Genomic DNA, 12,966 nt, shown 5'->3' with positions numbered 1-12,966 from the left:
GCGCGGTGATGTGTTTCGCGCCACAGGGCGTAAGGTTGACGCGGATCACATTCCTGCTGCTGCCGAGGAGTCCGATTGACCGAGTCCACCGAAGTTCACCAGCCCGCCCCGAGCTCTGCCGAACGCCCGCTGCGGGTGGCCATCATCGGCCACGCGTTCATGGGTGTCGCCCATACTCATGCGTGGCGGACCGCGCCGCGGTTCTTCCCGATGGCGGCTCCACCTGAGCTTGCCCTGCTCGTGGGTCGCGACGAGGCCCGCACCCGGGCCGCCGCGGAGCGCCTGGAGATCGCAGAGATCGAGACCGACTGGCGCCGCGCCGTGGAGCGCGAGGACATCGACGTCGTCGACATCTGCACTCCGGGCAACACCCACGCCGAGATCGCCCTGGCGGCGCTGGCCGCAGGCAAGCACGTGCTGTGCGAGAAGCCGCTGGCGAACTCGGTGGCCGAGGCCGAGGCGATGACTGCGGCCGCAGAACGGGCCGCGGCCCGCGGAGTCCGGGCCTTCTGCGGCTTCAGCTACCGCCGCACCCCCGCGCTGGCGCTGGCGAAGCGCTTCGTGGAGGAGGGCCGGCTCGGTGAGATCCGGCACGTGCGCGCCCAGTACCTGCAGGACTGGCTCAGCGACGCCGACACCCCGTTGAACTGGCGGCTGGAGAAGGACAAGGCCGGAAGCGGGGCGCTCGGAGACATCGGCGCGCACTCGGTGGACGCCGCCCAGTGGGTCTCCGGCCAGCGCATCGAGGGCGTCTCGGCGATGCTGCACACCTTCGTGGAGACCCGACCGCTGGCCGGCACCGCGCAGGGCCTCGGTGGCAGTGCCGAAGCCGGCGCCCCGCGCGGTCCGGTGACGGTCGACGACGCCGCGGCCTTCACCGCAAGGTTCGACGGCGGCGCGATCGGCGTCTTCGAGGCCACCCGGTTCGCCCAGGGTCGACGCAACGCCAACCGGCTGGAGATCAACGGCAGCTCAGGATCGATCGCCTTCGACTTCGAGTCGATGAACACCCTTGAGTACTTCGACGCCCGCGACGACCAGGCAGCGCAGGGCTTCCGCACCATCCAGGTCACCGACGCGGTGCATCCCTATACCGATCACTGGTGGCCGGTGGGCCACGGCCTGGGCTACGGGGACCTCTTCGTGCACCAGGTGGCCGACGTCGTCGCCGCGCTTCAGGCGGACACCGCTGCGCACCCCGATTTCGCCGAGGCGCTGACGGTCCAGCGCGTGCTCCACGCCGTGGAAGCCAGCGCGCGCAACGCCAGCCGATACACCTCGGTAGACCGACCCGACTCACAAGACTGAGAGAGACCATGACCAAGAGCGCACTCATCGTCCGCGGCGGCTGGGACGGGCATCAGCCCGTGGAGGCCACCGAGTTCTTCCTGCCCTTCCTTCAGGCCAACGGCTACCAGGTGGCGATCCACGAATCCCCAGAGATCTACGCCGACGCCGCCACCATGGGCTCGGCCGACCTGATCGTGCAGTGCATGACCATGTCCACCATCGAGAAGGACCAGCTCGAGGGCCTGCGCGCCGCCGTCGCCGCCGGCACCGGACTGGCCGGATGGCACGGCGGGATCGCCGACTCCTACCGGGCCAGCGACGGATACCTGCAGCTGATCGGCGGCCAGTTCGCCCACCACCCGGCGGTGCACCCGGATGAGCGCACCGGCGAGCAGTCCGACTACTACACCCCGCATCGGATCGACATCGCCCCTGAGGCCGCGGATCACCCGATCACCGCCGGCATCGAGAGCTTCGACCTGGTCACCGAGCAGTACTGGGTGCTCCACGACCAGCTCATCGACATCCTCGCCACCACCACGCTGCCCAAGCGCGACTTCGACGACTGGGAGCGCCCGCATGTGAACCCAGCGATCTGGACCCGGCGCTGGGGCCAGGGCCGGGTCTTCGTGTCCACACCGGGGCATCGGGTCGAGGTGCTGCAGAACCCGAACGTGCGCACCATGATCGAGCGCGGCATGCTCTGGGCCAGCCGATGAGCGCCGCCACAGAATCCCAGGATCGGTCACAGGACGGATCCCAGCGCAGGCTCAACGTCGGGCTCATCGGGGCCGGAAACATCAGCGGCCAGTATCTGCAGACGCTGAACCGGCTCGAAGACCTGAACCTGGTCGGCGTCGCCGACCTGGACCTGGACCGGGCACGCCAGGTGGCCGAAGCCGGCGGGGCCCAGGGCATGAGCGTGGAGGAGCTCCTGGCCTCCCCGGAGGTCGAGGCCGTGATCAACCTGACCATCCCGCGGGCCCACGCCGAGACTTCCCTGGCCGCCATCGCCGCGGGCAAGGGGGTCTATGTGGAGAAGCCCTTCGCCGCGACCGTGGCCCAGGGGCAGCAGATGCTCGCCGCCGCCGAGACCGCCGGGGTGGTCATGGGCAGCGCACCGGACACGGTGCTCGGCACTGGAGTGCAGACCGCCCGCGCAGCCGTGGACGCCGGGCAGATCGGCGCCCCGATCAGCGCGGTGGCCACCATGGTCACCGCCGGCCACGAGAGCTGGCACCCCAACCCGGACTTCTACTACCAGCCCGGCGGCGGGCCGCTGCTGGACATGGGGCCCTACTACGTGACCAGCTTGATCACGCTGCTTGGACCGGTGGCCTCGGTCATCGGTGCTTCCAGCGCGCTGCGCACCGAGCGGGAGATCGGATCCGGTCCCCGAGCCGGAGAGAAGCTGCCCGTGAGCACCCCGAGCCACATCACCGGGGCGCTGATCCATGAATCCGGTGCCATCTCCACCCTGGTGATGAGCTTCGACGGCACCGCGAGCCAGGCACCGCCGATCGAGGTCCACGGCACGGAAGGCTCCATGGCGGTCCCGGACCCGAACCACTTCGCCGGTGAGGTCCTTCTCGCCCGCGATCGGACCGGATGGCAGCCGGTGGAGACCGCGGGCGGCTACGTCCAGGCGGGACGGGGCTACGGCCTGGCCGATCTGCTCTGGTCCGGCGCCTTCGACGGCGACCCCACTCTCGGCCGGGCGCAGGGAGCTCTGGGGCTGCATGTGCTCGAGGTGATGGCCGGGGTGCTCACCGCCGCGGAGACCGGAGCCTCGGTGGCCATCAGCTCGCGGGCAGATCGACCCAGCGCGGTGCCGCTGGATCCGCGATGAGCCCCGCGGTCCGATCCCCGCGCGCTCCGATCCCGGCGCGGGCGGCCTAGGCTGAGGGCATGTCCCCGTCCAGTTCCCGCCCGACGATGCGCGATGTCGCCGAACGCGCCGGAGTCTCTCCCAAGACGGTCTCCAACGTGCTCACCGGCACCGCGCAGGTGCGCGAACCCACCCGGCAGCGCGTGGAACAAGCGATGCGTGAGCTGGACTTCGTGCCCAACCTCAGCGCCCGCGGACTGCGCAACGGCCGCTCCGGGGTGATCGGACTGGCGCTGCCAGACCTGCGTGCCGCGTTCTCCGCCAGCATGACCCATGCCGTGGTGGAGGCCGCCCATACGCGCGGCCTGGTGGTGCAGGTGGAGGAGACGGCGGCAGAGCCGGGCCGGGAGCATGACCTGGTCACCCGCGCCCGGACGCACCTGATCGACGGCATGGTGCTGAACCCGGTGCGGCTGCAGGACAGCGTGGTGGAGCACCTGGACCATCTGCCGCCGATCGTGCTGATCGGCGAGGTGGAGCAGCACCGCACGGATCGGGTGTTCATCAACTCCCGCGCCGCGGCCCGCGACGCGGTCCGCCACCTGCTGGCCCGCGGCGCGCGCCGGATCGTCTCCCTGGGCGGCGCGGAGTCCGGGACGGGTCTGGACAAGGCCACCCAGGGGCAGCGACTGCGCGGCTACCTCTCCGGACTCACCGAGGCCGGGCTTCCTGCTCTCGCGCAGCTGCAGGTGGAGGTGCCGGAATGGACCATCGCCGGGGGAGCCGCCGGCATGCGGGAGATCCTGCAGCGCGGCGCCCCGTTCGACGCGGTCCTGGCCTTCACGGACTCCATCGCCCTGGGGGCCATGCATGAGCTGCGCAGCTGGGGTGCGCGGCTGCCCGAAGACGTGCTGGTCTGCGGCTTCGACGACGTGGAACATGCCCGCTTCGCCGGGACCCCGCTGACCACGATCGGCTTCGATCACCAGAGCTACGCCAACGCGGCGCTGGACCTGCTCACCTCCCGGATGCGGGATCGCGCGCTGCCGCCGCGGGCGGAGGAGATCGGCTATGAGCTCCTTGAGCGTGCCAGCACCACCGGCCCTCCAGCAGGGTTCTCCGGAAGAAACTTCGAAAACTAGTGTGACCCGCACCACATCTGTGTAGGATGGGTGCAGTCTTTACATCGATGTAAAAGACGCAGGCTCCGGATGGCGGAGCTTGACTCCGCGTACGTCCGTAAGTGGTGACTCATGATCGACACACGCATCAATCGCCGAAGCGTCCTTGCCGGTGGCCTGGCGACGGCAGGACTGGCGGCCCTCGCGGGCTGCACCCCGGCTCAGGGTTCACAGACCACGACCCTGCAGTTCTGGCACCTGCTCAGCGGCGGTGACGGCATCACGATGCAGGGCATGATCGACCGCATCAATGCGGCACACGGTGGCTTTCACGTGCGGCCCACCGTGCTGGCCTGGGGTGCCCCGTATTACACCAAGCTGGCGATGGCCGGTGCGGGTGGGCGGGCACCGGATCTCGCAGTCATGCACTCCTCCCGGGTCTCCGGGTATGTCCCCGGCGGACTTCTCGACCCCTGGGACCTGAATCAGCTGACTGAACTCGGGGTCTCGGAGTCCACTTTCACGGATCCTGTCTGGAACTCCAGCGTGGTGGACGGGGAGGTCTACAGCGTCGCACTGGACGCGCACCCCTTCATCACGCTGTACAACACCGAGATCTGTGAGGAAGCCGGAGTGTTGAACTCCGACGGGCAGCTCATGCGGCCCGACAATCCGGAGGACTTCCTCGAGATGGGTCGGGAGATCGCCGGCGTCACCGGCACCTACGGACTCTCCTACGGGTTCATCGGGGACGGGAACCAGATGTGGCGGCTCTTCTACACGCTCTACTGTCAGCACGGGCAGCAGATGACTTTCCCCCAGGGAGGATCTGTCGAGGTGGACGGCGACGCGTTCGTCGCCGTGCTGGAGTTCATGCACCGACTTGTCGATGGTGAGGTCGCCTCTCAACGTGGGACCATCGACGCCGCCGTCGCTGAATTCGCCGCGCAGCGGACGGGGATGCATTTCACCGGTGTCTGGGAACTTCCCCCGATGCAGGAGGCTGGGGTCCCGCTGGGTGCGACCATGATTCCTCCGATCTTCGGCGACGAGGCGGTCTATGCGGACTCGCACTCGTTCGTCCTGCCGCACCAGGCCAACCCTGATCAACAGATGCGCCGCGACACGTACACCGTGGTCGCAGAGCTGTTGAAGAACTCGATCACCTGGGCTGGTGCCGGGCATATACCCGCCTACCTTCCCGTCACCGAGAACGAGGACTACGCCGAGCTCACTCCGCAGGCGGAGTACGCCGAGGCGGCGGACTATCTGGTCTATGACCCGGTGGCCTGGTTCACCGGTTCCGGGTCCAACTTCGTTCAGCAGTTCGGTCAGATCGTCGGCAGTGCGATCACATCCGGCAGCGGGTACGACCAGGCGCTGGAGGAGTTCCGTCGATACGTCGACAATCTTCTCGCCCAGCCCAATCCCGCCAATCCACAGGGAGGACGGTCATGACCGACGTGATGGCAGGTCGCAGCGCTGCGGGTCCCGAGCCCGGGGCGGCTCCAGGAGAGGATTCCAAGGGGCGCCGCACCTCACCCACTCGAGGGCAGGCGAGCCGACGTGGGCAGCTGGTCGCCTGGGCCTTCCTGGGCCCGTTCATGGTGGCCTTCCTGCTCTTCGTGATCTGGCCGCTGATCCACGGAATCTACCTTTCTCTGACCGACCAGTCGCTCACCGGAGCGGGTGGCAGCTTCATCGGACTCGGGAACTATTCCGAGGCGCTCTCCGACCCGGTCATGTGGACGTCCATAGGGAACACCGTCTGGTTCACGCTCATCACCACGGTGCCCCTGGTGCTGCTCGCACTGATCATGGCGCTGCTGGTCAACACCGGGCTCCCCGGACAGTGGCTCTGGCGGCTGTCCTTCTTCATGCCATTCCTGCTCGCCTCCACGGTGATCTCGCAGATCTGGGTCTGGATCTTCAATCCACAGATCGGCGCGGCCAACGAGATCCTCTCTGCAGTCGGCCTCGAGCCGATCGCCTGGCTGCAGACCGCCAACGTCGACCTGATCTCGATCGCCATCGCCACCATCTGGTGGACCGTGGGCTTCAATTTCTTGCTCTACCTCGCGGCGCTGCAGAACATCCCGACCCTGCAGTATGAGGCTGCGGCCGTCGACGGAGCCGGACCCTGGCGTCAGCTGTTCTCGATCACCATCCCTCAGCTGGGACCGGTCACCGGAGTCATCCTGGTGCTGCAGATGCTGGCCTCGCTCAAGCTCTTCGACCAGGCCTATCAGATGATGGAGGGTGGCTCCTCGGAGACCTCCCGTCCCATCGTCCAGTACATCTTTGAGGCGGGCTTCGTCGGATACCGATTCGGCTACGCCTCCGCCATCTCGTACATCTTCTTCGTGCTGATCCTCATCGTCGGCATCTTCCAGATGGTCGTGCTTCGGAATCGAAAGGGAAGCTCATGAGTTCCACAGCCACCGCCACGAGGACCGACGACCCGCAGGTCGACGTCGCGCCGGTTGATGTCACCAAGGTCAGACGCACCAATCGGATGCCGGGGGAGAAGCCGCTGGGCCCGGCGCGGATCTTGGCCTTCCTCGCCCTGGCATTGATGGCGCTGCTCTGGCTGCTGCCGATGCTCTGGGCCATCGTGACCTCCTTCAAGACAGAGACCGACGCCGCATCCGGGGGTCTCGAGCTCATCGGCCCCAACGGGATCACCACCCAGGCCTACGAAGCGATCCTCGCCGAGGGCAACGTCTACGTCTGGGCGCTCAACAGCCTCTGGACATCCGCGGTGATCACGCTCATCACGGTCTCGATCTCGGCGCTGGCGGCCTACGCCTTCTCCCGGCTCGACTTCAAGGGCAGCCGCTGGATCTTCCTGGCGGTCATCGCCTCGATCATCGTGCCCCCGCAGGCGCTGATCATCCCGCTCTACTACCAGATGCTGACCTTCAACATGGTCGACACCTATTGGGGCCTGATCCTGCCGCAGATCGTGATGGCGCCGATCATCTTCATCCTGAAGAAGTTCTTCGACGCGGTGCCGGTGGAGCTGGAGGACGCGGCACGGGTGGACGGCGCGGGCCGGCTGCGGGTGTTCTTCTCCGTGGTGCTCCCGCTCTCGCGCCCGATCCTGGGCGCGGTGTCGATCTTCGTGTTCATCCAGGCGTGGAACAACTTCCTCTGGCCCTTCCTGATCATCAACGACACCACCCTGATGACCCTGCCGGTGGGTCTGCAGACCGTGCTCAGCGCCTACGGGGTGCAGTACTCGCAGGTCATGGCGCAGGCGGTGCTCGCCGCGCTGCCCCTGGTGATCGTCTTCCTCTTCTATCAGCGGCAGATCGTGAAGGGGGTGGCCACCACAGGGTTCGGCGGCCAGTGAGTCCGTCGACCCGCCCCCCCCCGCCCGAGCCGGCGGGCGGCTTAGTCGCCACGCACGGCAGTTCCCAACTCACCGCAGGATCCCGCACTCACAGCAGTGCCCAGCAGTTCAGTCCAGCACGCGAACCACAGCGCGCATCCAAGAAACCAAGGAGCACCATGTCTCACGCCCGCATCATCGTCGACCGTGACTTCACCATCGCCGATGTCTCCCCGCGACTCTTCGGCTCCTTCGTGGAGCATATGGGCCGCTGCGTCTATACGGGGATCTATGAGCCCGGCCACCCGGAGGCCGATGACCAGGGGTTCCGCAAGGACGTGATGGCCCTGGCCAAGGAGCTCGGCGCCACCGTGGTGCGCTACCCCGGGGGAAACTTCGTCTCGGGCTATAACTGGGAGGACGGGGTCGGTCCGCGTGAGGACCGCCCGGTGCGCATCGACGGCGCCTGGCACACCATCGAGACCAACGCCTTCGGGCTGCATGAGTTCGTGGAATGGGCCAGGCGTGCGGACATGGAGGTGATGGAGGCGATCAACCTCGGCACCCGGGGCGTGGACGAGGCGCGGGCGCTGGTGGAGTACGCCAACCACCCCTCCGGCACCTACTGGTCCGACCTGCGCCGCGAGCATGCCGCCGCCGCGGGCACGAGCGAGGAGCCCTTCGGGATCAAGCTCTGGTGCCTGGGCAACGAGCTCGACGGCCCGTGGCAGATCGGGCACAAGACCGCGGAGGAGTACGGCCGCCTCGCCCAGGAGGCCGCGAAGGCGATGAAGCTGGTGGACCCGGACATCGAGCTGGTCGCGGTGGGCTCCTCGGGCAAGCAGATGCCGACCTTCGGCACCTGGGAACAGACCGTGCTCAGTCACACCTACGACGAGGTCGACTACATCTCGATGCACGCCTACTACCAGGAGCACGACGGCGACGCCGCCTCGTTCCTGGCCGAGGCGGTGAACATGGACGGCTTCATCGACGGAGTGGTCGCGACCATCGACGCGGTCAAGGCGGCGGGCAAGCACAGCAAGCAGATCGACATCTCCTTCGACGAGTGGAACGTCTGGTACCAGCAGGGCCTCGACACCGAGGATCAGCCGGAGCAGGTGGCCAAGGAGTGGAAGGCTCATCCGCGGCTGATCGAAGACCGGTACTCGGTCACGGACGCCGTCGTCGTCGGCACGCTGATGCACTCGCTGCTGCGCCACGGGGACCGGGTGCGGATCGCGAACCAGGCGCAGCTGGTCAATGTGATCGCCCCGATCCGCTCGGAGGAGAACGGACCCGCCTGGCGGCAGACCATCTTCTGGCCCTTCGCGCGGATCGCGGAGCTTGCCACCGGTGAGATCCTGCGTCTGGTGGTCGACGCCGACCAGCAGCCCACCGCGCGCCACGGCGATGTGGACGTCGTCGACGCGGCCGCCACCTACGACGCCGAGACCGGGGTGCTGAGCCTGTTCATCGCCAACCGCGGGCTTGACGAGGCTGCCGACGTCGCCCTGGATCTGCGCGGGCTCACCGCCAGCGAGGTGCTGCGCGCCGAGGTGCTGACCATCCCGGAGGGCGGGGACCGGCATACCGCCAATGATCTTCAGAGCCAGGAGGCTGTCGGTCTGGTGCCGCTGGATGGTGTTCGGCTGGAGGACTCCGGGGACAGTGCAGCGGTGCAGATGAGCCTGCCGGCGCTGTCCTGGGCGGTGGTGCAGCTGCGGGTCGGATGAGCCACAACGGTACGCTCACCGGTCGATCTGGCTCACGCTTATTGACCGGTGAGCGCCGTCACACTAATCTGTAAATCGATTTAAGAACTTGATCACGGCGCACCCGCACAGATGACCGGCTGAAAGGGCGGCGATGTCTGACCCCACCCTCGACTCGGTCCCTCAGCCCGGAACCGGTCTGGACGCTCGGCTCAAGTCTGCGCTGGAGCGACTGACCGAACGGATCGAGGCTGAGCAGCCGGAGCTGCACGCGCTGCTGCTGGTGCACCGCGGGGAGCTCGTGGTCGAACGGTACCGGCCGGGCCACAGCGTCACCGAACCCCACCGGCTCTACTCGGTGGCGAAGTCCTTCACTGCACTCGCGATCGGCGCCCTGATCGACGAGGGTCGACTCCGGCTCACCGACCGGGTGGCCGAGCACTTCCCGGAGAAGCTTCCCGCCACAGTGCATCCTTGGATCGCGGCGATGACGGTGGAGGACCTGCTGACCATGCGCACCGCGCATCGGATCACCAGCTTCATCCAGACCGAGGACACCGACTGGGTACGCAGCTTCTTCACAAAGGAACCGGCTCAGCGGTCGGGGACTCGATTCGTCTACGACACGGCCGCCTCGGTGGTGCTCGCGGCGCTGACGGAGAAGCTCAGCGGCGACCGGCTGGAGGACTTCCTGCTGCAGCGGATCCTGTTGCCGCTCGGCTTCGGCGCCGAAGCGCGCACCGTGGCCGGTCAGCCGACCCTCCAGGCCTGGCGCAGCCCGCTGGGACTCTCCCCCGCGCAGCGCGGCGGGCGTCCGAGCTGGGAACCGGTCCCCGAGAACCCGCAGGGGGTCACCCATGGTGGCTCGGCGCTGTTCTGCACCGCCCGGGACCTCGCCCGCTTCGCTCAGCTGTGCCTGGCAGCGGGCCGCTCGGGGGAGAAGCAGATCCTCTCGGAGGAGTTCATGGCGGCGGCCACCGGATGGCAGACGCCCACCGAGGATGAGAACTTTCCCTGCCTCGAGAACCAGCAGGGCTACGGCTACCAGTTCTGGCGCACCCGCCACCAGGGGTTCCTCGCCTGGGGCATCGGCGGCCAGATCGTGCTGTGTCTGCCCGAGCACGACTTCGCGCTGATCACCACCGGCAGCAGCTTCGCGCGCAGTGACGGCCAGCAGAAGGTCTTCGACGCGGTCTTCGAGGAGCTGCTCCCGGCGATGACCCCGGTGAGCACAGCGCAGACCTCGCTGCGCATCCCCGGGGAGACGCGGTGAGGTATCTGGCGCGGACCGCCGCGCCGGAGAGTCCCTGATGAGCCCCAGACCCGCACGGACCACGAAGGACCCCGCATGATCCATGACCAGAACGCCCGGCCATCCACCCATCAGGAAACCACCCGGCACAGCGCACCCAAGGGCTGGCCCAGCTCGGTGCCCGGACTTGCCTACGGCGGCGACTACAACCCCGAACAGTGGCCCGAGGTCACGCGGGTCGAGGACGTCGAACTGATGACCCAGGCCGGAGTGAACCTGGTCAGCGTGGGGATCTTCTCCTGGGCGATGCTGGAACCCCGCGAAGGGGAGTACGACTGGGGCTGGCTGGACGAGACCATGGATCGGCTCCACGCCGCCGGAGTCCGCGTCGCTCTGGCCACGGCCACAGCCTCCCCGCCGCCCTGGCTGACCCACCAGCACCCCCAGATCCTGCCCGAGACCGCCGAGGGCACCACGCTCTGGCCCGGCGCCCGGCAGGCCTATTCTGTGTCCAACCCAGTCTTCCGCGAATACGCGCTGCGGATGACCTGGGCCGTGGCCCAGCGCTACGCCACCCATCCGGCGCTGGCGCTGTGGCATGTGGACAACGAACTCGGCTGCCACAACGCCCACGACTTTTCCGAGGACGCCGCAGCCGCCTTCCGCTCCTGGCTCACCACCCGCTACGGCAATGTGGAGGAGCTCAACCGCGCCTGGGGAACCGCGTTCTGGTCTCAGCGCTATTCCAGCTTCGAGGAGATCCTGCCCCCGCGCGCGGCACCGATGTTCGTGAACCCCACCCAGCAGCTGGACTTCCACCGGTACTCCTCCGACGAGCTGCTGGACTATTTCCGCGAGATCAAGGCGATCCTGCGTGAAATCACCCCCGGCGTGCCGGTGACCACGAACTTCATGTGCAGCACGCGTACCAAGTACATGGACTATTTCGCCTGGGCGAGCGAGATGGACGTGATCGCCACCGATCACTACACCGTGGCAGATTCGCCGGACCGGCACATCGAACTGGCCTTCAGCGCGGACCTGACCCGTGGCGTCGCTGGCGGGAGGCCCTGGATGCTCATGGAGCACTCCACCTCCGCGGTGAACTGGCAGCCGCGCAATCACACCAAGACACCTGACGAGATGCTGAGGGACTCGCTGGGCCATGTGGCCCGCGGCGCGGATGCGGTGATGTTCTTTCAATGGCGCCAGTCGAGGGCCGGAGCGGAGAAGTTTCACTCCGCCATGGTGCCCCACGCCGGGGTGGACAGTGACGTCTTCCGCTCCACGGTGTCCCTGGGGGAGGCGCTGCGCCGGCTCGCCCCGGTGCAAGGCTCCCGGGTCCATGCCGAGGTGGCGCTGCTCTTCGACTATCAGGCCTGGTGGGGCGCCGAGCTGGACTCACATCCGATCAACGACCTCTCCTATCCGGAGGAGGTGCTGCACTGGTATCGCGGACTGTGGGAGTCCGGGGTGAACGTCGACGTCGTCCATCCCTCCGCCGACCTCAGCCGCTACCGGGTCATCGTGGTCCCGACGCTTTACCTGGTCACCGATGCCGATGCGGCGAACATCGAGGCTGCGGCACGGGCCGGTGCTTCGGTGCTGGTGACCTGTTTCAGCGGGATCGTCGATGAGCACGACGCCGTCCGGCTCGGTGGCTATCCGGGTGCCTTCCGCGAACTGCTGGGCATCCGGGTCGAGGAGTTCTGGCCGCTGCAATCCGAGGAGGCGCTGCGCCTGGACGACGGGAGCCGAGCTGAGATGTGGAGCGAGAAGATCCACCTCGCCGCAGAGGATGGCGCGCCTGCCGCGGTGGTCAGCCGGTTCGCGACGCTGGGCCACGCGGCCGAGGCGGGATCAACGGTCACGCCGGGATCAACGGCTGAGGCCGGACCATCAGCAGAGCCGGTGCCCGCGAGCATCGCGCCGACCGGCGAGTTCACGCTCGCCGGCTGGCCCGCGGTGACTCGTCGCCAGGTCGGTCAGGGAGTGGCCTGGTACGTGGGCACCCGACCCGACGCCCAGGCGGTCCACGGACTGGTCCAGGAGGTGCTCATCGAAGCCGGCGTCGCCCCGGAACAGGTCGACGCGCCGGTCGGGGTGGACGCGGTGCGCCGCTGGAGCGGTGAGGGCGAGGCTGCCCGGAGCTTCCTCTTCGTGCTGAACCACACCGGTCAGGACACAACCCTCAAAGTGAAGGGCGCCGAGCTGCTCACCGGGACCAAGACCCGCGGCCGGCTCACCGTGGCAGCCGGTGGCGTGGCGGTGGTCCAGGAAGGCTGACCCGGCGCGCAGGGCATGAGTCCCGGGCGCGACGTGAGTCTCACCGGCGCGGCCAGGTAGCGCGCGCAGCACGACGTCGGCCCCGGTCCTGAATGAGGATCGGGGCCGACGTCGTGCGGGGCGTGTTGCTCCGTGGCGAA

10 protein-coding genes are annotated in these 12,966 nt (G+C 67.9%); all 10 read left to right on the top strand.

The window, feature by feature from the left end; genetic code table 11:
* Positions 1-75: 75 nt before the first annotated feature.
* The 10 genes from HNR11_RS04375 to HNR11_RS04330 all read left to right on the top strand — a co-directional run bounded on the left by HNR11_RS04375 (position 76) and on the right by HNR11_RS04330 (position 12,826).
* Positions 76-1,308 (top strand): Gfo/Idh/MocA family protein, encoded by a 1,233-nt coding sequence (locus HNR11_RS04375; RefSeq protein ID WP_281366229.1) that lies wholly within the window; start codon positions 76-78, stop codon positions 1,306-1,308.
* 8 nt (positions 1,309-1,316) lie between these two features.
* Positions 1,317-2,009 carry a ThuA domain-containing protein gene (locus HNR11_RS04370; protein WP_058887860.1) on the top strand — a complete coding sequence of 231 codons (693 nt, stop codon included), beginning with the start codon at positions 1,317-1,319 and terminating at the stop codon, positions 2,007-2,009.
* Complete coding sequence (locus HNR11_RS04365; protein ID WP_179441291.1) at positions 2,006-3,139, top strand: Gfo/Idh/MocA family protein; 1,134 nt, start codon at positions 2,006-2,008, stop codon at positions 3,137-3,139. Before HNR11_RS04370 ends, HNR11_RS04365 begins: the two co-directional genes overlap by 4 nt.
* A gap of 59 nt (positions 3,140-3,198) precedes the next feature.
* Positions 3,199-4,260 (top strand): LacI family DNA-binding transcriptional regulator, encoded by a 1,062-nt coding sequence (locus tag HNR11_RS04360; RefSeq protein WP_179441290.1) that lies wholly within the window; start codon positions 3,199-3,201, stop codon positions 4,258-4,260.
* A gap of 111 nt (positions 4,261-4,371) precedes the next feature.
* The gene (locus HNR11_RS04355; protein ID WP_058887857.1) at positions 4,372-5,697 is read left to right on the top strand and encodes an extracellular solute-binding protein; all 1,326 of its coding nucleotides are present in this window, start codon (positions 4,372-4,374) and stop codon (positions 5,695-5,697) included.
* The gene (locus HNR11_RS04350; protein WP_246310314.1) at positions 5,694-6,668 is read left to right on the top strand and encodes a carbohydrate ABC transporter permease; all 975 of its coding nucleotides are present in this window, start codon (positions 5,694-5,696) and stop codon (positions 6,666-6,668) included. The genes HNR11_RS04355 and HNR11_RS04350 overlap by 4 nt, the downstream gene beginning before the upstream one ends.
* Positions 6,665-7,594: a carbohydrate ABC transporter permease gene (locus HNR11_RS04345; protein WP_179441289.1), complete on the top strand. Its 930-nt coding sequence runs from the start codon at positions 6,665-6,667 to the stop codon at positions 7,592-7,594. The genes HNR11_RS04350 and HNR11_RS04345 overlap by 4 nt, the downstream gene beginning before the upstream one ends.
* A 158-nt stretch (positions 7,595-7,752) precedes the next feature.
* Positions 7,753-9,309, top strand: coding sequence for an arabinosylfuranosidase ArfA (gene arfA / locus HNR11_RS04340; protein WP_179441288.1), 1,557 nt, complete (start codon positions 7,753-7,755; stop codon positions 9,307-9,309).
* 133 nt (positions 9,310-9,442) lie between these two features.
* Complete coding sequence (locus tag HNR11_RS04335) at positions 9,443-10,561, top strand: serine hydrolase domain-containing protein (protein WP_179441287.1); 1,119 nt, start codon at positions 9,443-9,445, stop codon at positions 10,559-10,561.
* Between the two features lie 75 nt (positions 10,562-10,636).
* Positions 10,637-12,826, top strand: a complete 2,190-nt coding sequence (locus HNR11_RS04330) for a beta-galactosidase (protein ID WP_179441286.1) — start codon at positions 10,637-10,639, stop codon at positions 12,824-12,826.
* Positions 12,827-12,966: the final 140 nt, after the last annotated feature.

This window comes from Nesterenkonia sandarakina, assembly GCF_013410215.1.
Lineage (GTDB): Bacteria > Actinomycetota > Actinomycetes > Actinomycetales > Micrococcaceae > Nesterenkonia > Nesterenkonia sandarakina.
This window is presented reverse-complemented; position numbering and strand designations above follow the sequence as displayed.

Excerpts from the sequence above, each read along its gene's own strand:
- HNR11_RS04370 (WP_058887860.1), top strand. The coding sequence starts at position 1,317 with ATGACCAAGAGCGCACTCATCGTCCGCGGCGGCTGGGACGGGCATCAG.
- HNR11_RS04365 (WP_179441291.1), top strand. The coding sequence starts at position 2,006 with ATGAGCGCCGCCACAGAATCCCAGGATCGGTCACAGGACGGATCCCAG.
- HNR11_RS04360 (WP_179441290.1), top strand. The coding sequence starts at position 3,199 with ATGTCCCCGTCCAGTTCCCGCCCGACGATGCGCGATGTCGCCGAACGC.
- HNR11_RS04355 (WP_058887857.1), top strand. The coding sequence starts at position 4,372 with ATGATCGACACACGCATCAATCGCCGAAGCGTCCTTGCCGGTGGCCTG.
- HNR11_RS04350 (WP_246310314.1), top strand. The coding sequence starts at position 5,694 with ATGACCGACGTGATGGCAGGTCGCAGCGCTGCGGGTCCCGAGCCCGGG.
- HNR11_RS04345 (WP_179441289.1), top strand. The coding sequence starts at position 6,665 with ATGAGTTCCACAGCCACCGCCACGAGGACCGACGACCCGCAGGTCGAC.
- arfA (WP_179441288.1), top strand. The coding sequence starts at position 7,753 with ATGTCTCACGCCCGCATCATCGTCGACCGTGACTTCACCATCGCCGAT.
- HNR11_RS04335 (WP_179441287.1), top strand. The coding sequence starts at position 9,443 with ATGTCTGACCCCACCCTCGACTCGGTCCCTCAGCCCGGAACCGGTCTG.
- HNR11_RS04330 (WP_179441286.1), top strand. The coding sequence starts at position 10,637 with ATGATCCATGACCAGAACGCCCGGCCATCCACCCATCAGGAAACCACC.